This is a genomic window from Aquabacter sp., assembly GCF_965279295.1.
Lineage (GTDB): Bacteria > Pseudomonadota > Alphaproteobacteria > Rhizobiales > Xanthobacteraceae > Aquabacter.
The window spans coordinates 133,232-150,756 of sequence record NZ_CBDIHQ010000015.1 but is presented as its reverse complement, the minus strand read 5'-3'; the positions used below and the strand labels follow the sequence as shown (position 1 = coordinate 150,756).

The following is a 17,525-nucleotide window of genomic DNA, read 5'->3' as shown; positions in this document are numbered from 1 at the left end:
CATCACAATGCCAGACATTTGGGACCCCGCCTGGGCGGAGGCCGAAGCCTCGTGCTCGGCCGGAGTTCTGATGTACGAGACGCTGGAGCTCCAGCACCCCGCGTTCCTTGAGGCCGGCGTGCCGATCGCGCTCCGCTTCACGCTCGGCAAGGTCGCCCGCTCCTTCGGGATCGAGGCCACGGCGACCTTCAACCCCGGGACGATGCAGACTTTCACGCCCATCACCTTCACGTCCAAACGGCCCGACTTCGAGCAGGGCAAGGTGCCCGAATGCCGGGTGAGCTTTGACAACGTGGGCCGGACGCTGATGCCCTACCTCAACGCGGCGGTGAAGGTGCGCGCGGACCTGGTGCTGATCTATCGGCAGTACCTCGACGACGACGTCTCCCAGCCCAGCGAGGGCCCATACCAGTTCATCATCCGCAACGTGCGGACATCTGGTTCACGGGTCGAGGGCACCGCGAAGCTCACCGACCTCGCCAATATGAAGTTCCTGCGCCGCGTCTACACGCGGAAGCAGTTCCCGGCGCTGGTGGCGTGATGGACCGCGCCGACTATCTGCGCAGCCTCATCGGCAAGCCGTGGCACCCCCAGGGCGAAGGCCCTGACGTCTATTCCTGCTGGGGGCTTTTCTGCGAAGTCGAGATGGCGCTCTGGGGGCGCTGTCTGCCGCACGTCGATGTCCCCTTCGGCGCGACATTGCGATGGATGGTCGAGACCATTGGCTCTCACGACCAGCGCAATGATTGGGTCGAGTTCGAGATGACGCAGGGCGTCATCACAGCAGCCGACGGCGCCGGTGTCCTGATGGCCCGTGGATCGCGCCCAGCTCACATCGGCGTCTGGCTCGCCGAAGAGGGCGGCATTCTGCACGCCGACGAAAAGCAAGGCGTGAGCTTCGACACCCCAGCTGCTCTCAAGGCCGACCGCTGGGGCCGCCTGTCCTTCTTCGAGCCAATCCAGGACATCTGATGCCCCGCATCTCGCATGTCGTGCTCCCCGGTCTCAAGATCGCGGAGGCGAACAGCCTTGCCCGCGAAACCGTCGCGGAATTCCTGGCCCGCAACGGCTGGAGCACGACCTTCCTGCCGACGGTGTGCCGCCTGAACGACAAGCCGCTGATGCGCGCCGAGTGGGAGACGTACCGCATTCGGGCGAAGGACAAGATCCGCTTCGAGACCAAGACGCATGGTCCGGGCGGCGGCGGTGGCGGCGGCAGCTCCAGCACCAAGAGCACCATCGGGCTGGTGGGCGTCATCGCCCTCTCGCTGCTGGCGCCCGGTGTCGGCACGGCGCTCGCCACCGGCGCGCTGGCCGGCATGTCAGGCCTCATCAGCGGCGCATTCCTGGCCGGCGGCTCCTTCCTCCTCAACACCCTCCTAGCGCCGGATGCGGCCCCTTCTGCGAGCTCCCAGCAGCAGCAAACGCTGTATTCCTTCGGCGCCCAGACCAACTCCGCGCGCCCGCTCGACCCCATTCCGGTCCGCTATGGCCGGACCAAGAGCTACCTCGACTATGCCGCGGTACCTTGGTCGGAGTTCATCGGCGACGATCAATACCTGAACATCCTGCTCGTTCATGGCCTGGGGAAATACCAGCGCGAGCAGATCCTCATCGAGGACACCGTCCTCTGGGACAGCGCCACTGGCCTCTCCAGCAGCTTCACCGACGTCGAGTTCCAGTTCGCCCAGCCCGGCGACAACATCACGTTGTTCCCGGTCAACGTGGCGGCCTCGGTCGAGGTTTCGGGCCAGGAGCTGCCCGACACGACGGATTGGGTTGGCGGGTACATCGCCAATGCCGCCGGCACCACGTCCAACGCGATCGCGATCGACTTGGTGCTTGGCCAGGGCCTCGGCCTGCGCGGGTCGTCCGGCATCACCGTCTGGCTTTGCGCCATCACGGCGGAATATCGGCCGGTCAACTCCTCGGGCGTCGCCACCGGTCCATATGTCCAGCTTTTCCAGAAGGACATCCACGGCAGCTCGAATAAGCCGATCCGGGTCTCGGTCAAAACCGCCGTGGCGCCGGGTCGCTACGAGGTCCGCCTCCGCCGCACCCTCGGCCCCCACGCTGACGCCATCGACCAAGTCAATTGGGCAGGCCTTCGGTCCTACCTGACCGGGCCTCAGGCGTTCCCGGGCGTCACCGTCACCGCGATCCGCATGAAGTCGACGGCGCAGCTCACGCAGACGTCCAGCGGCAAGTTCGGCGCGATCGACACCCGCATCCTGACCCTTTGGAACGGCAGCGCCTGGGTCGACGCCGCGACGCGCAATCCCGCATGGGCAACGCTCGATATCGCCACCAACACCGACTATGGGTGCATGCTCTCCTGGTCGAAGGTGGACACGCAGGCGCTCGTTGCGCTGGCGACGAAGGCCACGACCCGGGGCGACAGGTTCGATTACGAATTCCGCTCCATCATCCCCGCGACCGATGCGCTGGACACCGCCCTGGCGGTCGCGCGCAGCAAGCACCGGTGGCTTGGCGACGTCCTCTCGCTGGTGCGCGACGAGTGGGTGACGCTGCCGCAGATGCTGCTCACCGACCGCGAGATCGTGCGCGGCTCGTTCTCGGTGGACTACCAGCTTCAGGCGGCAGACGCCTCGGACGCGGTGATCCTCGAATATCTCGACGAGGAAACATGGTCGGTCCAGGAGGTCCAAGTCCCGGCCGACGTTGAGCCGCAGTTCGCAACCCGTATGCAGATCCCTGGAATTCAGGGCCGCGCGCATGCGTTCCGCGAGACGACCTTCCTTTGGAAACAGAACGTCCTTCGCCGGAAGCGCCCCACCATCACCACCGAGCACGACGGACGGCGGCTGTCGCTCGGGTCGGTCATCACCCTTCAGTCAGAGATCCCCATGGAATGGGGCTCGGCCGGCGACGTGGTGGCGCACTCCGGCCTCTCCCTGACGATCAACCCGGCCCCGACGTGGGAGGTCGGCCAGAGCTACATCCTGCTGCGCACGCCCACCGGCGAACCGTTTGGCCCGATCAAGGTTTCCAAGGGCGCCAGTGACAGTATCGCCGTCCTGAACAGCTCGGACCTCACCCTTGTCGAGGGCCAGCAAGGATGGGTGCTCGCCGACGTCCTGGAGCGCAATGACGGCGGTCCATTCCCCTCGTTCGCCATCGGCCTCGGCACGGCATGGCAGCAGCGGTGCATCGTGCTCTCTGGCGCACCGGACGGCGACCAGGTCGTCCTTGAGCTCGCGGTCGACCACCAGGAGGTCCACGACGACAGTGGGTCGCCCTCTGCGGTTCCGCCGAAGGCGACGCTCAGCAACCCGAAGGTGCCGCTGATCGCGGATCTGGTCGCGACGCTGCAGCAGAATGTGCTTGAGCCTGTGCTCTCCGCATCGTGGCGGCCGGCGGCCGGCGCGCTGCTCTACAAGGCCGAGCTATCCTTCGACGGCGGCACCACATGGGCTCCGTTGACTCAGACCAATTCGCCGTCGTTCTCGGTGGTGGTCGAGCCCCGTGCCATGCTGCTTGGCGTGTCCGCGGTGGGCGCCGGCCAGGGCGCGCGGAGCACGTATCCGATCGCCGCGCCTGACATCAGCTACGCCAACGTGGTCGTTACCGAAGACAACTTTGACGCGGATCTCGCCGCATCATGGGCGGCGGCACAGTCCTCGCTGATCACCTTAGCGGAGAACGCCGAGACGCAGTTCGAGGTCGTCAACGATCTGGCGAACCTGGTCGATGCGAATTTCGACGCGCTTTCCGACAGGGCGGACGCCTTCGACTCCAGCGCGATCATCAACTACCTCGGCATCGTTGCCCCCCCAGGGACGACCGCAGCCTACAAGATGCAGGTCCGCTCCGGCGGGGTGGACACGGGCATTACGCTGGTTTCGACGACGGGCGGCGGTCAGATCTGGGCCGATGCCGACAAGTTCCTGTTCAGGTCTGGCAGTGGCACGCCGTTCGCCCTCTTCGATTCTATCTCCGGGAGCCTTTACCTAAAGGGGTCGCTGCTGACCCTCGGCTCGACCATGAACATGATCCGGAACCCGGATCTTGGCTCGGGCGCGCTGGGGTTCGGACGCTTTCTCGGAGGGCCGGGCACCGAGGCAAACTTCCTCATCCGGTCCAGCATCGCGGGCGATACGTGGGCGCCCAACGGCCTCAAGTGCATTTCATTCAGCATGGCGACCGTCCTTGCGACGACCTCCGCCATGTACGTTTCGGTCTCCGACTATGACGTTAACGGAAGTATCGCCGATTTTAACGTCGTTCCGGGGCAGAGATACGAGGCCTCACTCTACGCGCAGTGCCATGTTTCTGGGGCTCGCTGCTGGCTTTTCATCGAGTGGCGCGACAAGAACGGCGCGTTCATTTCCCAATCAATTGCTGGCCCTTTTGTCTGCGCATCTCAGGTCGGGCAGCCGCTAAGCAATTGGGGGCGGCCCTATGTCTTCGGAACCGCGCCAGCCGGCGCAGTGCGGGCTGTTATCTATGCGCAGCTCCCAGGGGATGGCTCCAGCATCTGCACGCTGATGGTCGCGGCCCCCTACTTTGGGGTCGCGAGCGCCAACCAGACAGCACCGACGCCTTACGTCTCCAAGGGGCAGACCGCCATAAGCGGCGGCGACATCCTCACCGGTTCGATCGTCACGGCCAAATTGGCCGCTAATGTGATTACGGCGAACGAGCTTTCCGCCAACTCGGTCACGACGACCAAGATCATCCTGAACGGGGTGACGACGGACAGGATCGCTCCATCGGCTGTGACGAATGTCGTAGCCGTTTCTACCGCCGGCCCGGTGTACGGCGGCTATATCGGCGCGGCGAGCATGACTCGCATCGCCGACAGCTATGTCAAGGCAGAGTTCAACTTCCGACCGAACTACAAGCAGCACTCCATCTCGGCCGCCAGGTTGTACTTCTTCTTAGAGGCGAGAGTGGTTCGTGTTTCATCGTCAGGAACTACAAATTTTACCGTCAAGACCTACCAGATGCCTAATTTGGTAACGGTTCCGGGTCTAGGCGGCAGTACGGATTATTACATCGGTGAGAACGATATACACATCAACTTCATCGACACCGACGTGCTTCCGGCAGGGTCCTATGAGTACAAAATTGAGGCCCTGAGGTTGCTGGAGCAACAGGCCGCTGGAGCCGGCGTAAACGTTAGAGAAAGCTCCTATTCGGCGGGTTTCTCTAATCTCGTGACAGTCATCACGGAGTTCAAAAAATGATCAGCTTTGTGGTTCACACCGTACCCTCAGGCGAGATCATCTCGACGGGGGCGTCATCCAGCATGAACGATGCAAACATGCAGGCTCGCGCGGGGCAAGCCATCCTGCTTGTCCCGTCTTTGGCTGGCATCACTCCGCAGACGCATATCGTCCTCAACGCAGGGGATGACGACGTCCCCTGCGTCTTGGCGGAGCGTCCGGCCTAATCGTCCCCACCACCACACCTCATAGGCCGCCTCCGGGCGGCTTTTTCTCTGCCTGGAGCCCGCCATGGCCACCCCTTCGCTCGCCCATCACACCAGCGCGCCGGCCATCACATGGACGGTGCCAGATACAGACCTGACCGAGGCGTTCATTGAGCTCGAAGTTGTGTCGAGCGAAGGCACGCTGCCGGCGGACAACGGCGCGATCGGCGGAATGTCGGTCGTTTTCGCGGGTGTCTCCTCCCTCGTGACGTGGTCGTACAGCCAGGAAGACGCCAATAAGATTGCCAAGGGCGGAAACAACACCTTCGACCTCTATTCCACAGACCAAACCGGACGTCGAAAGATCGCTGCAGGCCATCTCTGGGTGGACAGTGTCGGCGAGCTTTCACTCCCCGGCAGCGGTGTCGTTCAGGTCCCGGGGCTTCCCGGGCCTCCGTTCGGAGTTTGGAGGGGCGAGTGGGCGGCTGGCGGCTATGACGCCATCTCGATCGTCAGGCACGACAACTCGCTCTGGTGGACGCCAGCGTCGACGGACACCGAGCCCGGCGCCGAGGGCAGCGTCTGGGTTCTCTGGGTCGATGGCTCCAGCATTGCGGACGACCGCGCGGCGGCGGTTGCGGCGGCTGAGAGCGCATCAGCGTCTGCCAGCGCCGCGGCGGATGACCGGACGTATGTCGAAGAGGCCCGCGCGGCCGTCGCGGTCGATCGTGGTGTTGTCGAAGACTCCACCGAGGTCGCGGTTGCCGCATCTGCATCGGCGGCGAATTCCGCCAGCACCGCCGGTATCGCCGCTGAAGCCACCTATGAAGACCGCCTGGCTGTTGCGACAGACAAGATGGCCGTTTCGACGGCCAAGGCGGCCGTGGACATCGCCAAGGCGGACGTGGATCTGGCCACCACGAATGCGACCAACGCGGCAGCGGCCACCGCCGCAGACGTGACCGCCGTCGCCGCCGATCGCGCGGCGGTCAACACCGCGAAGGGGCAAGTCGACACGGCAAAAGCCGCCGTGGATATCGCCAAGGGCCAGGTGGACACGGCAAAAACCGCCGTGGACACAGCTAAGGGGCTGGTGGACACCGCCACCACCACCGCTACCAACAAGGCGGGCGAAGCGGCCACGTCGGCGACCAATGCGGCGACGGACCGGGCTGCGGTGCAGACGATCTACGCCGCTGTCACTGCCCCCCCCATCACCGTGGCCACCACCACCTATACGCTCAGCGCCGCTGACGCCGGGAGGATGCTTCGCTGCACGCACGCCTCCGGATGCGTCGTGACGCTCCCGAATGATTTGGATTCCAGCTTCCTTTGCTCTCTGAGGCGGGTCGGCGGGCCGGTCACCTGGGTCACCGCTGCCGGCGCCACGAAGCACGAATTTCCGCCGGGCACTGGCATCGCAGCGCAGTGGGGATCGGTGCTCGTCGAGATCGACAGCAACGTTGGCGGCTTGGCAGCGGCGTACTGCATCGGCGGGGCAATCGGATGACGATGCTGATGGGGCGCGCACCGCGCGGGAGGCTCCCGGCCTTTCCTTTCACCCTCGACGGCGTGTCGAATATCCTGTCGCCGTTGGCGTTTCGCGCCCTCATCCCCGGGTATAACGCACCTATCATCAGCCTCCGGCGATCGACCGATAACGCGACGGCCGACTTCGGCTTGGGGCCGGACGGCTGGCTTAACGAAAAGGCTGTGCTGGATTGGGTCGGTACCGCAAGCGCCTTCGGCACGAAGTGGTGGGATCAGCGCGGGATCAGCAGCATATATTGGGCAGGTCAGGCGACGCTCGCTGACCAGCCGCGATTGGTGAACGCTGGCGTCATGGACAAATTCGGCGGGCGGCCGGCCTGGTACTCGCCGGACCAGGTCCACGGATTCGGGTCGATTTGGCCGACCACCACGGTGACGCCGCTCTCTTTCCTCTGCGAGATCATGTGCCCGGATTATACCCTGGCCAACCCGCAAGAGATCATTCGAGGTCAAGCGGGCACCCCCGGCATCACCTTGATGCGGATCGAGACCAATGGGCGCCCCGCCGTTTATTCGGGCACGCTGTTGCAGTCATCGGTCACCCTGACGGACGGCCAGCCTTACGTGATAGGCGGCGTGCTCAACGGTGCGGCCTCGGCGGTCGGCGTCAACGGCGCATGGACAGTCGGAACTGCCGGAACGACCCAAACAATCATGGGCGCCCCCGTCATCATGCGCGGGTCGCCCGTTGCCAATGGCGTTCAGGGCTTAATAGGCAGCTTGATCACCTTCGATCGGGCGCCGACCACCGCACAGATGAATGAGATCGGCCGCATCCTCGCCGCCGGACGCGGGATCACTCACCTATGAAATACCTGATCCTGGCTGACGCGTCCGCCGCTCGCGCGCGCTCTCGTCTCGCTGCTGACGTGCTGCCGGGCATTCCTGGTCCTGGTGGCGTCACTCTCTGGGGCGCGATCGATCTCACGGACGGGCGCTGCGCGCTGCGCATTCCCGACGTGCCGGCCGACTGCGGCATCAGCCTCAGCCAAGCCGAGTATGACGCGCTGCTGACCAGCGGCGAGCGCGCGGCCCTCGTCGACGAGATCCCGCCGGATCTAATCCCGCCTTCATTCCCCTGATCGGCCGCCCCCGGGCGGCCTTTTCATTTTCACACCATGGAGAGACCCATGACCCGCGTCATCGACGTGGTGCGCAAACTCGCGCCCCGCGCAAAGGCCGCATACGTCAAGGCGTTCGACGCCGACGGGGACGCCCAGATCGCAAAGGCCGGCATCACCACGCCTCGCCGGCTGGCTCACTTCCTCGCCCGCTGCCTCTCTGAGACCGGCGCGTTCACCACGCTTGTTGAGAGCGCCGCATACAATCGCGAGAACCTCTCCGACCAATGGGACAAGGGGAATTGGCATTCCTATTTCGCCAACAAGGCCGCGATGCTGAAGCTGGCGGGCCAGGGCGAGAAGCTGTTCAACGTCATCTACGGCAACCGCATGGGCAACGGCGGGCCTGAGAGCGGCGACGGCTTTCGGTACCGAGGGCGCGGGCCGCTCCAGGTCACGGGTAAGGAAGCCTATGCCGAATACGGCGCTCGGATCGGCGTTGACCTGGTTGCCAACCCGGACCACATGCTCGACCCCGCCTATATCCTGCTGCCGTCGCTGTTCGAGTGGAAGGACAAGGGCTGCAACGGGTATGCCGACGACGATGACGACCTCTCCATCGCGCGGGTGATCAACACCGGCAATGCGAAGTCGAAGCAGATCCCGAACGGCTACAAGGCCCAGCACCAGTGGCTGGTCAAGGCGAAGAAGGTGATCGCCGAGCTGGGGTGGAAGGGCGTTGCGAAGCCGGCCGCCGCCGTTGCAATGGTCTCCGCGACGGCCGCCTCCAACGGACCTGTCTACGGCCCAGGGGATCTCTCGGTGGAAGAGGTCAAGACCCTCCAGCGCACCCTGCGCGACAAGGGATTTCCGAAGGTCGGGATGATCGACGGGGATTGGAAGACGGACACGTCGAACGCCCTCCGAGCATTCCAGGTCCGCGCCGGCCTCCCGGAGACGGGCCTCCTCGACGTGACGACGGCCGCTGCGCTCGCCACCACCCCGCCGGTTGCCCCGACCGGTGTCCGCGCCGACGTCACCGCGGCCGACCTGCGCGCGGCCGGGTCCACGGAGGCCCGGGCGAACTGGCGCAACAAGGTGATGGCGTGGATTCTGGGCGCGCCCGCCGCCGCCGGCTTCGTCATTGAGGGCGCAGCCAGCAAGTTCGATGTCGCCTCCGGCTACGTCCAGCGTGGGAAGGAATACCTCGGCGACCTCCCGTGGTGGGTTGGGCCCGTCGCGATGGGGCTCATCGCCGTCGCGGTGTTCTGGAATAGCCAGCGGGCGACCAACGCCAAGGTGGCGGCGGTGCGCTCCGGTCAGGATGCCGGCCCGGCCGCGCTGGCGAGCGTGATCGCGCCCGCGCCGGCCCTGCCGCGCGACGCGGAAGAACCGGCATGACCGCGCTGCTCGCCCTGCCCTGGCTGCTGCCGGCGCTCGCCGCCGTCGCCGCCTGGATCGTCACCGTCATCTTCGGCGGTGATTGGTGGCTCGCGACGATCGCGGCGACCGGCATCGCCGGCTTCGTCGTCATCTGGCGGCTGGTGGGCCTCAAGCCCGCCCTCGCCTGGCTGCTGGTGGCGGCCGGCTATCTCATCGACCAAAGGGGCGCCCAGCGCGGCGCCGACCAGCAATCCCAGAAGGAGAAGGTCAATGCTGCGAAGCGAGCGGATGCGCGGGAGCGCGTGCTGGAGAGCGCCGACGCTTCTCCTGATGATGAGCTGCGTCGGCGTGCTCGCCGGTGGGTGCGTCACGACGGGTAAGGGCACCGCGCCGCTCGAAGACTGCCGGGGGCGGGAGCCGATTCCCATGACCGAGGCGGTGATCAAGGCGATGAGGCACCAGCAGCTCGCGCGCTCGGTCGCCTACAACGAGCAGCTCGAAGCGGAGTGCGGCATCAAAGCGCCGAACCCCTCCGGTCGGCCGGCGGGAGCAAGCTGATGCTGATCGTCGAGTTCAAACGCTACTTCCGTGCCCGATCGCTGGAATGGCAAGGCGTCGGCCTCCTTACCGGATGGGGCGTGATCCTGCTGATGCAGGGGGCGACCTTCGACCAGCCCTCGTACCGAACGCTCGCGTACATCGCCTCGGAAGATCGATGGGGCCTCCTCACGGTCGGGATCGGGATGCTTCGGGCGGCGGCACTGGTCATCAACGGCATGTGGCGGCCGTGCGCCCACCTCCGCGCGGGCTTCAGCGCCGTCACAGCGATTCTCTGGCTGGAGGTGGCGCTGGGCCTATTGCTCGCCGGTACCAGCAGCACCGGCATGGCGGTCTATGTCGTACTGTCGTGTTTCGAGGCATATGCCGCGACGCAGGCGATGAGCGACGCGGCATCAATGGACAGGCGAGCAGCCGACCGGCGTATCCAAGACGAGGCGCGAAGGGCGCGCAGCAGGGAGAGGGCCAATGCCGGCGGGGGTTGAGGTGCCGGCGAACTGGCACCCTTACATCGTGATCGTGGCGTCGCTCATCGTGGCCGCCATGATGGTCGGAAGCTACATCAAACAATGGACCAAGGACGCCTCCGGGGCGATGAAGGCATCCAACACCGAGGCAATGGTGGTTGGTGGCGCGCTGGCGGACCGCGCCGGCTTGACGCGCGTGTCGGAGGTGCTGGAGCGCATCGCCGACCTCATGGAAGAGTCCCTCAATGCGAAGAAGGACGAGCAGAAGCACAACGAGCTGGTCCGCGTCCATGAGCGGATGGACGAGATCATGAAGAAGATCGCCACGCTCTGACGACCGCTCGACGTTCCACCCGTGCCCCGTCTCCCCTCACAGGGAGGCGGGGCGCTTTTTGCGTTTCGGACCATCCTGCCCATTCACGATCGATAAACCCTAGATCCGCGCGGATATCGACACCTTCCCCTCCGATGCGCAACCATCGCGTGTCAGCTGGGAGTGGGCGATGAAGGCGATAATGGTGGGCGCTGCCTTGCTGGCGGCGACGGGCGCGTGCGCGGCGGAATTCAACAGCGGAGTTCTCTCGCCACCTCCCGGGTTTCGGTGGGAAGGGTTCTACGCGGGTGGCAACATCGGCGGCGCCTGGGGCACGGGTGATAGCTTCGGATACGAGGGCTTTCAGCAGTATAAGAACCTTGCTGGGCTCTATGTGCAGCCGATGATTCCCTCACGCCTGACCGGAGGCGGGCAGGTTGGGTACAATACCCAGAGCGGGAAGATCATCGTCGGAGCAGAATCAGACTTTTCATTCGGAGGAAGTAGCTCGGGAAACAAAGTGGATGCATTTGCCACTTTCGGGGGCATTTCTTATGCCTCCACCCAGGAAGTGAGATCCGAGATCGATTGGTTTGGCTCAGTGCGTGTGCGTTTGGGCATAGCACCCGTCGACCGTCTTCTAATTTTTGCCACCGCAGGACTGGCCTACGCCCAGGTTTCCAACAGTTTTTATAATGCAACGTATCCTTCGCTTTTTGGATCGCAACCATTCGGACAGTCCAGCAGCAAAACAAACGTCGGCTGGGTGGCTGGTGCTGGCGTGGAGTACGCACTTACGAACAACTTATCAATAAGGGGCGAGGCGATGTATTTCGACCTTGGCCAGACGAATATGTACATTGATTTATATAATATTTCCTACGGCGGCGAGCTTACAATGGGTATTGCCCGCGCAGCTGTAAACTATCTGTTCTGACCCGAATTCCAGAGAGATCGCCATCAATCCGGCGAGTTGCGCTTCCTGCGTGCAAAATTTCCCTGGGGCAATGTCGCCCGGTTGGGGAACCGTAATGTCGGACATCATCTATATCGCTGATCTGGCGCGCGAGTTGCGCGCGATAGCCGACAGGCGCCGCCAGCGCCTGCTCTCTTATCTGCTGGCTATGGTGGTCGCGGAGGCCGAGCGGCTGGCCAAGTGATCGGCGTCCCCGGCGCGCCTCAGGCGGTCGGGGATTGCGCTGCCGCCATCCGAGTCACAGCAGAGCGCCCTGCTTAGCTTCGACTCCCGGCGCGGCCACGCTCGCGACGACCTGCAACGCGCCATCAGGGATCGGACGTTGGAGTGCCTGCGCCTCGCTCCAGGGCGCACGCATCCAGACATCGAATTCCTCTGCCGTGGTAAGGATCGCCGGCATCGCCTTGGGGTGGACCGCGCCGACCTCCGCGTTGGGATCTGTGGTCAGGAAGGCATAGAGGTCGGCCGTCACCCAACCCTCTCGGGTCTTTCGTACCCCTTGCCACCCGACCATCTGGATTCCAGCAAAGAAAACGAGAGGCTGCTCGGCGGCGAACCACACGTTCTGGAATTTCCCGTCCGCGTCCTTGCCCGGCTCCGCGAAGGCGGTCAGCGGTACGAGGCAGCGGTTCGCCGGCCCAAGCCATGGGCGCCAGTGCGAACTGCTGGTGTTGCGGACGTTGGTCGTCCCGCCGTCGGGCTCCATGCGCAGTAGTGCGTCAAAGTCGACGTCTTTGCCCTTGGCGCGGAGTTTATCCGCGCGCTTGGTTGCGGCGTCCAGAATCGCCTTGCGGCTGGACGGCATGCCCCACCGGGCCAGCGCCAGTTCCTCATCACCGTCAGATCCGTTGCGGATGATCGGCCCGGCATAGTCCGGGTACATCTGCGGCGGCCAGGGCGCCCCGTTGGTCATGTCGTGGATGTAGCGCCGGAGCGCCCGCATCGCCTCGCGGGTGGTGGTGGCGTTGTAGAGATTGCACATGGATCACCAAACGAGGTGTAGGAGGCGGATCACCAGCGGCAGAGCCACCAGCGCGGTCGCGGTTGCGATAACCACAAACAGAACGACGTCGCCGAGGATGTCTTTCCATGCCGGACGCTTCGGGAGCTTGTGGCGATAGTCCATGCCACGATGATCACCCGCTTTCCGCTGGCGCGCCATACCAGATGTAGCGGCTTGTTCTTTTTTCGTTCTCATGGATTCATATGGCCATCGAGCCAATGGAGACTGCCATGCCGAGCGAGGCCACCCGCGCGGACGAGACCTTTTTTGACGTCAGCGAGGCGGAGGTCGAACAGAACATCGCCCTCTGCATGGGCGATCTCAGGGAGACGATTCGACAACTTTTGATCGGTCAGGCGTACCTGGAGAACCAGATATCCAGCCTGAAGTGCGCATCGTCGAAGGGGTACGGCAGGTCGCGGCCCCTGCCGTTCGTCACTATGAAAGACGTCCAGGAAAAGGCCGATGTCGCAACCATCGCCTAAGCCCGACAACCAGGATCAGCAGCCGCCTGTAGAGCCGCGCCTCCGCGACTTCCCGTATATCGTGGTCAGGGTGGAGTGCAATTTGTGCGGACGGAAGGGCGAGTACAAGCTCGCGGACCTCGCCGAGCGGTATGGAGCCAAGTTCACCTTGGACGATTTTCTGGCAGCGATTCGCAAGCCGTGCGGCTATCCCCTACCCTGGACAATTAGGAAGCGGCGAAAGATGCAGCCGGTCTGCCACATCGCCTTGCCCGATTGGGATCGGCAGCCCCGCCCGCCGGACTTGCCTCCCGAAATGGGGCTTAGGCTGGTGATCGACAACAAGGCGGCGGAGTAGCCGCCGACGGGCAGGTTGATCACACAACAAACGACACAACATGAGGGCCGCGAAAATTCGACACTTTCGTTCCGCTAAAACACTTTGTAGACGGGGCACTCCCTGGGTCCCAATCTCTCAAGCGGCACCAATCACCTGAATTCCATGCAACACCTTCTCACTGCCTTTTCCGCTCTCGACCCGCTCGTCGCGCTCGGCGTCTTCATCGCCACGGCGGCGACGGATGCCTGCTATGTGGCCTTCACAACGGCCGTGGTGGCCCGCAGGCGGCTCTCCGCCGCCAATTGGTCGAGCGTCTGGTACATGCTCTCATCCTTCGCCGTGATCAGCTACACGGAGAATTGGATGTATGTGGTTTTCGCGGCGGCAGGCTCATGGGTCGGCGCGTTCTTGTCGCTGACCCTGCTGCACCGACCGGGAAAGGCGCCGGCGCCCATCGGCTCCTCACCGCTGGAGTAGCATCGCGCGTCCTCGCGAGAGACGGAGCGCTGTGCGGTTCCACGCCCTCAAGGTTCATGCAGCGATCCAGCAGGTTGACCCGGATCTGGACCGAAGGATTGTCGAGGGCAGCTTTCCAAGAGCCGCTCATCCAACGGGGTCTTTAAGCAGAGCGGAGCAGCCCGGCTCCTTCAGGCCCTGCCTAGACGCCAGCAGCAAAAGGGGTAAGTTCTCGCCCGCCCGAGGAACGCCTTTCTCAGGGCGGCCAACCGGTCGTATCAGCCGGAACCAACCTCTCCACGGTTCCCGGCCATTCGTTTATTCATCGCCGAAGGACGTCGAGATCGTGCACGATAGCCATTCTCATTCGCAGCTCTCGCTCGCCAAGGACAAGATCCGCGTCCTGCTGCTCGAAGGCGTCAACGACAGCGCCGTGCAGATGATGATGGCCGCCGGCTATACCAATCTGACGCGGCTGCCCAAGGCGCTCGATGGGGATGCTCTGAAGGAAGCGGTCAAGGGTGTGCATCTCCTGGGCATCCGCTCGCGCACGCAGATCACCGCCGACGTGCTCGAAGCGGCCGACCGGCTGATCGCGATCGGCTGCTTCAGTGTCGGCACCAACCAAGTGGACATTGATGCCGTCCGCGCCCATGGCATTCCGGTCTTCAACGCGCCGTTCTCAAATACCCGCAGCGTCGCGGAACTGGTGATCGGCGAGATCGTGGTGATGTTTCGTCGCCTGCTCGCCCAGTCCAACGCGGCGCACGAGGGGCGCTGGATCAAGTCCGCGAGCAACAGCCACGAAGTCCGGGGCAAGACCCTCGGCATCGTCGGCTACGGCAACATCGGCTCGCAGCTGTCCTATCTGGCCGAAGCCATGGGCATGCGGGTGATCTATTATGACCACACCGACAAGCTCCGCCACGGCAACACCGAGCCGATCGCGACCCTCCACGAGCTTCTCGCGCAAAGCGATGTCGTGACCATGCATGTGCCGGAAACACCGGCCACGCACGGCATGATCGGCCGCGAAGAAATCGCCGCGATGAAGCCTGGCAGCTACTTCATCAACAACAGCCGCGGCACCGTGGTGGATCTCGAAGCCCTCGCCGATGCCCTGCGCGACGGCAAGCTGCGGGGCGCCGCAGTGGACGTATTCCCCGTCGAGCCCGGCTCCAACAGCGAACGCTTCGTGTCACCCTTGCAGGGCCTGGACAATGTGCTGCTCACGCCGCACATCGGCGGCTCGACCGAGGAGGCGCAGGAGCGGATCGGCGCCGAGGTGGCGCGCAAAATCATCGACTACAGCGATTCCGGCTCGACCATGGGCGCAGTGAACTTCCCCCAGGTGCAGTTGCCGGCGCGCCCCTCGGGCACGCGGTTCATCCAAGTCCAGCGCAACGTTCCGGGCATGCTCGGCCGGCTGAACGAGGTGCTGGCGCGCCATTCGGTGAATATCGCCGCGCAATATTACGAGACCTATGCCGACATCGGCTATGTGGTGCTCGACGCCGACGCTTCGGCGGCGGATACACAAGCGGTTCTTGCCGACATCCGCGCGCTGGAAGGCACGATCCGCGCGCGCCTGCTCTATGAATCCCGGCTGTAAGCGATAACTGACATCGCTGGGCCGATGCATAATGCGCGGTTCCCCCTCTCCCGCTTGCGGGGGAGGGCTGGGGAGGGGGCAGGAGCCTCACAAGAAGCTCTGCGCCCGGCCATTTGTCACCAATTCCCCCACCCTACCCTCCCCCGCAAGCGGGAGAGGGAATAACGCATAGGTCCCCTCGGAGGGGACCGACCGCGCCATCATGTTAGACCGCAGGATAAACCGGCTGGTACGCCAGTTCGGCCACATGCGCCGCGATGTCGGCCGGCCGGGGAACCCGCGCCAAGCCCTTGTCGAAGATGCGCTCTGCTATGCGCGCCGCCACATGCAGCGACGCTTTGCGGATGTCATGCTGTGGCGGATAGATCAGCCCGCGCTCCAGGTCCTCATCCGTCACCAGTTCGGCAACGGCCTGCGCCGCGACGATGAACATGTCCTCGGTGACGAGGGAGGCCTCAGTGGCGAGCACCGCCATGCCCATGGCCGGGAAGATATAGACGTTGTTGCCCTGCCCCGGGACAAAGGTGCGGTCACCGAGCGTGACCGGCGGAAACGGGCTGCCACTGGCGAAGATCGCCCGCCCTTCAGACCATTTGTAGGCTTCCTCGGCGGTGCACTCCGAGCGCGAGGTGGGGTTGGAATAGGGAAAGATGATCGGCCGCTCATTGATCCTGGCCATCGTCTCGATCACAGCCTGGTTGAACAGTTTCGGCACGGTGCTGACGCCGACGATGCCGGTGGGCTTGATCGCCTCGATCGCCTTGACGAAGGAATTTATCGGCTCATGGTCATGAGCGAACGGCATCTGGAAACCGGCAATATCGGTACGCGACTTCACCATCAGACCGTTGACGTCGAACAGCCAGTTGCGCGCCCGCGCCTCCTCCAGGGTGGAGCCTTCTAGAACCATCGCCTCGCAGATGAGTTCGGCGATGCCGGTGGCCGCCGAGCCGCCGCCCAGGAACAGGAAGGTCTGGTCGGTCAGCTTCTGCTTGGAAATCCGCAGCGCGCCGTAGATGCCAGCCACGGCAACCGCCGCCGTGCCCTGAATATCGTCGTTATAGGTGCAGATCTTGTCGCGATATCGCTCCAGGATCGGCACGGCGTTGATGTTGGCGAAGTCTTCCCATTGCAGGCAGCATTTGGGGTAAAGCTCGGTCACCGCAGAGACGAATTCCGCGATGAAAGCGTCATAGTCCGCGCCCCGCACCCGGTTCTGGCGCAGGCCGAGATAGAGCGGATCGTCCAGCAAGGTCTGGGTGTTGGTGCCCACGTCCAGCGTGATCGGCAAGGTCAGTTCGGGAGGTACGCCGGCGCAGACGGTGTAAAGCGAGAGCTTGCCGACCGGGATGCCCATGCCCCCGACGCCCAGATCGCCCAGGCCGAGGATGCGCTCGCCGTCGGTCACGACGATAAAGCGCACGTCCTTCTGTGGCCAGCGGGAGAGGACCTCCTTGAGCCGACCCTTGAGGGTAATCGGCAGATACATGCCGCGGGTGGCGCGCAAGACGTGGTCGAACTTCTGGCACGCCTCACCGACGGTGGGGGTGTAGACCAGCGGCATGAACACCGCCGGATCGGACATCAGCACGGCATAGAACAGGGTCTCGTTGCGCGCCTGGAGGTCGCTCAGAAGAAGATATTTCTGGAGATCATTGTCCAGCACCTCGAGCTGCAAATGGATGCGGGCGATCTGGGTTTCCAGCGTGTCGGCGACCGGGGGAAGAAATCCCTCCAGGCCGAGCCGCGCGCGATCCTGCACGGCGAACGCGCTGCCGCGGTTGAAGGCTGGGTCGTGAAGCAGACCGATCCCGGTCGGGGCGTTCGTGACAGGCGCGGACATGGGCGTGGATCCTCCGGAAAGATTGGACCGCCCGTTGTGAATGCCGGGCGGCTATGCCGCTTGTGAACGTTCGGTCGACGGCCCATCGGCGCGGCGGATCATT

The 17,525-nt window shown here is 64.2% G+C and carries 21 protein-coding genes; 18 read left to right on the top strand and 3 right to left on the bottom strand.

What is annotated here, in order from left to right:
* Positions 1–7 precede the first annotated feature (7 nt).
* From ADADO0_RS11195 to ADADO0_RS11130, 14 genes are all read left to right on the top strand, one after another.
* Complete coding sequence (locus ADADO0_RS11195; RefSeq protein ID WP_511305222.1) at positions 8–541, top strand: DUF1833 family protein; 534 nt, start codon at positions 8–10, stop codon at positions 539–541.
* Positions 541–972, top strand: coding sequence for a hypothetical protein (locus tag ADADO0_RS11190; protein ID WP_511305221.1), 432 nt, complete (start codon positions 541–543; stop codon positions 970–972). The genes ADADO0_RS11195 and ADADO0_RS11190 overlap by 1 nt, the downstream gene beginning before the upstream one ends.
* Positions 972–5,210: a host specificity factor TipJ family phage tail protein gene (locus tag ADADO0_RS11185; protein ID WP_511305220.1), complete on the top strand. Its 4,239-nt coding sequence runs from the start codon at positions 972–974 to the stop codon at positions 5,208–5,210. Before ADADO0_RS11190 ends, ADADO0_RS11185 begins: the two co-directional genes overlap by 1 nt.
* Positions 5,207–5,416 (top strand): hypothetical protein, encoded by a 210-nt coding sequence (locus ADADO0_RS11180; RefSeq protein WP_511305219.1) that lies wholly within the window; start codon positions 5,207–5,209, stop codon positions 5,414–5,416. Before ADADO0_RS11185 ends, ADADO0_RS11180 begins: the two co-directional genes overlap by 4 nt.
* Positions 5,417–5,480: 64 nt before the next feature.
* The gene (locus tag ADADO0_RS11175; protein WP_511305218.1) at positions 5,481–6,905 is read left to right on the top strand and encodes a hypothetical protein; all 1,425 of its coding nucleotides are present in this window, start codon (positions 5,481–5,483) and stop codon (positions 6,903–6,905) included.
* Positions 6,902–7,756, top strand: coding sequence for a hypothetical protein (locus ADADO0_RS11170; protein ID WP_511305217.1), 855 nt, complete (start codon positions 6,902–6,904; stop codon positions 7,754–7,756). Before ADADO0_RS11175 ends, ADADO0_RS11170 begins: the two co-directional genes overlap by 4 nt.
* Positions 7,753–8,028: a hypothetical protein gene (locus ADADO0_RS11165; RefSeq protein WP_511305216.1), complete on the top strand. Its 276-nt coding sequence runs from the start codon at positions 7,753–7,755 to the stop codon at positions 8,026–8,028. The genes ADADO0_RS11170 and ADADO0_RS11165 overlap by 4 nt, the downstream gene beginning before the upstream one ends.
* Positions 8,029–8,076: 48 nt before the next feature.
* Entirely contained in the window at positions 8,077–9,408 is a 1,332-nt protein-coding gene (locus ADADO0_RS11160) for a peptidoglycan-binding protein (protein WP_511305215.1), read from the top strand.
* Complete coding sequence (locus ADADO0_RS11155; protein ID WP_511305214.1) at positions 9,405–9,770, top strand: hypothetical protein; 366 nt, start codon at positions 9,405–9,407, stop codon at positions 9,768–9,770. The genes ADADO0_RS11160 and ADADO0_RS11155 overlap by 4 nt, the downstream gene beginning before the upstream one ends.
* Positions 9,771–9,816: 46 nt before the next feature.
* Positions 9,817–9,948 carry a hypothetical protein gene (locus ADADO0_RS11150; RefSeq protein WP_511305213.1) on the top strand — a complete coding sequence of 44 codons (132 nt, stop codon included), beginning with the start codon at positions 9,817–9,819 and terminating at the stop codon, positions 9,946–9,948.
* On the top strand, positions 9,948–10,433 hold the full coding sequence (locus ADADO0_RS11145; protein ID WP_511305212.1) for a hypothetical protein: 486 nt from the start codon (positions 9,948–9,950) through the stop codon (positions 10,431–10,433). Before ADADO0_RS11150 ends, ADADO0_RS11145 begins: the two co-directional genes overlap by 1 nt.
* Complete coding sequence (locus ADADO0_RS11140) at positions 10,417–10,749, top strand: hypothetical protein (RefSeq protein ID WP_511305211.1); 333 nt, start codon at positions 10,417–10,419, stop codon at positions 10,747–10,749. Before ADADO0_RS11145 ends, ADADO0_RS11140 begins: the two co-directional genes overlap by 17 nt.
* A 169-nt stretch (positions 10,750–10,918) precedes the next feature.
* Complete coding sequence (locus ADADO0_RS11135; protein ID WP_511305210.1) at positions 10,919–11,665, top strand: outer membrane protein; 747 nt, start codon at positions 10,919–10,921, stop codon at positions 11,663–11,665.
* Positions 11,666–11,759: 94 nt separating this feature from the next.
* Positions 11,760–11,888, top strand: a complete 129-nt coding sequence (locus tag ADADO0_RS11130) for a hypothetical protein (RefSeq protein ID WP_511305209.1) — start codon at positions 11,760–11,762, stop codon at positions 11,886–11,888.
* A gap of 54 nt (positions 11,889–11,942) precedes the next feature.
* Here ADADO0_RS11130 and ADADO0_RS11125 read toward each other — a convergent pair whose 3' ends face one another.
* Complete coding sequence (locus ADADO0_RS11125; protein WP_511305208.1) at positions 11,943–12,686, bottom strand: SOS response-associated peptidase family protein; 744 nt, start codon at positions 12,684–12,686, stop codon at positions 11,943–11,945.
* Between the two features lie 3 nt (positions 12,687–12,689).
* Positions 12,690–12,830 (bottom strand): hypothetical protein, encoded by a 141-nt coding sequence (locus ADADO0_RS11120; RefSeq protein WP_511305207.1) that lies wholly within the window; start codon positions 12,828–12,830, stop codon positions 12,690–12,692.
* Positions 12,831–12,937: 107 nt separating this feature from the next.
* Here ADADO0_RS11120 and ADADO0_RS11115 point away from each other — a divergent pair, with 107 nt between their 5' ends.
* From ADADO0_RS11115 to serA, 4 genes are all read left to right on the top strand, one after another.
* Complete coding sequence (locus ADADO0_RS11115; protein WP_511305206.1) at positions 12,938–13,192, top strand: hypothetical protein; 255 nt, start codon at positions 12,938–12,940, stop codon at positions 13,190–13,192.
* Entirely contained in the window at positions 13,173–13,529 is a 357-nt protein-coding gene (locus ADADO0_RS11110) for a hypothetical protein (protein ID WP_511305205.1), read from the top strand. The genes ADADO0_RS11115 and ADADO0_RS11110 overlap by 20 nt, the downstream gene beginning before the upstream one ends.
* Positions 13,530–13,673: 144 nt before the next feature.
* Positions 13,674–13,988 (top strand): hypothetical protein, encoded by a 315-nt coding sequence (locus tag ADADO0_RS11105; RefSeq protein WP_511305204.1) that lies wholly within the window; start codon positions 13,674–13,676, stop codon positions 13,986–13,988.
* 325 nt (positions 13,989–14,313) lie between these two features.
* Entirely contained in the window at positions 14,314–15,579 is a 1,266-nt protein-coding gene (gene serA, locus ADADO0_RS11100; RefSeq protein WP_511305202.1) for a phosphoglycerate dehydrogenase, read from the top strand.
* Positions 15,580–15,784: 205 nt separating this feature from the next.
* Here the strand turns inward: serA and ADADO0_RS11095 are convergent, their stop codons facing one another.
* Positions 15,785–17,422: an NAD-dependent malic enzyme gene (locus ADADO0_RS11095; RefSeq protein ID WP_511305200.1), complete on the bottom strand. Its 1,638-nt coding sequence runs from the start codon at positions 17,420–17,422 to the stop codon at positions 15,785–15,787.
* Between the last annotated feature and the right edge of the window lie 103 nt (positions 17,423–17,525).

Coding starts and splice junctions, on each gene's coding strand:
- ADADO0_RS11150 (WP_511305213.1), top strand. CDS start 9,817: ATGACCGAGGCGGTGATCAAGGCGATGAGGCACCAGCAGCTCGCGCGC.
- ADADO0_RS11180 (WP_511305219.1), top strand. CDS start 5,207: ATGATCAGCTTTGTGGTTCACACCGTACCCTCAGGCGAGATCATCTCG.
- ADADO0_RS11135 (WP_511305210.1), top strand. CDS start 10,919: ATGAAGGCGATAATGGTGGGCGCTGCCTTGCTGGCGGCGACGGGCGCG.
- ADADO0_RS11125 (WP_511305208.1), bottom strand. CDS start 12,686: ATGTGCAATCTCTACAACGCCACCACCACCCGCGAGGCGATGCGGGCG.
- ADADO0_RS11145 (WP_511305212.1), top strand. CDS start 9,948: ATGCTGATCGTCGAGTTCAAACGCTACTTCCGTGCCCGATCGCTGGAA.
- ADADO0_RS11105 (WP_511305204.1), top strand. CDS start 13,674: ATGCAACACCTTCTCACTGCCTTTTCCGCTCTCGACCCGCTCGTCGCG.
- ADADO0_RS11175 (WP_511305218.1), top strand. CDS start 5,481: ATGGCCACCCCTTCGCTCGCCCATCACACCAGCGCGCCGGCCATCACA.
- ADADO0_RS11165 (WP_511305216.1), top strand. CDS start 7,753: ATGAAATACCTGATCCTGGCTGACGCGTCCGCCGCTCGCGCGCGCTCT.
- ADADO0_RS11110 (WP_511305205.1), top strand. CDS start 13,173: ATGTCGCAACCATCGCCTAAGCCCGACAACCAGGATCAGCAGCCGCCT.
- ADADO0_RS11130 (WP_511305209.1), top strand. CDS start 11,760: ATGTCGGACATCATCTATATCGCTGATCTGGCGCGCGAGTTGCGCGCG.
- ADADO0_RS11195 (WP_511305222.1), top strand. CDS start 8: ATGCCAGACATTTGGGACCCCGCCTGGGCGGAGGCCGAAGCCTCGTGC.
- ADADO0_RS11185 (WP_511305220.1), top strand. CDS start 972: ATGCCCCGCATCTCGCATGTCGTGCTCCCCGGTCTCAAGATCGCGGAG.
- ADADO0_RS11095 (WP_511305200.1), bottom strand. CDS start 17,422: ATGTCCGCGCCTGTCACGAACGCCCCGACCGGGATCGGTCTGCTTCAC.
- ADADO0_RS11190 (WP_511305221.1), top strand. CDS start 541: ATGGACCGCGCCGACTATCTGCGCAGCCTCATCGGCAAGCCGTGGCAC.
- ADADO0_RS11160 (WP_511305215.1), top strand. CDS start 8,077: ATGACCCGCGTCATCGACGTGGTGCGCAAACTCGCGCCCCGCGCAAAG.
- ADADO0_RS11155 (WP_511305214.1), top strand. CDS start 9,405: ATGACCGCGCTGCTCGCCCTGCCCTGGCTGCTGCCGGCGCTCGCCGCC.
- ADADO0_RS11115 (WP_511305206.1), top strand. CDS start 12,938: ATGCCGAGCGAGGCCACCCGCGCGGACGAGACCTTTTTTGACGTCAGC.
- ADADO0_RS11120 (WP_511305207.1), bottom strand. CDS start 12,830: ATGGACTATCGCCACAAGCTCCCGAAGCGTCCGGCATGGAAAGACATC.
- ADADO0_RS11170 (WP_511305217.1), top strand. CDS start 6,902: ATGACGATGCTGATGGGGCGCGCACCGCGCGGGAGGCTCCCGGCCTTT.
- ADADO0_RS11140 (WP_511305211.1), top strand. CDS start 10,417: ATGCCGGCGGGGGTTGAGGTGCCGGCGAACTGGCACCCTTACATCGTG.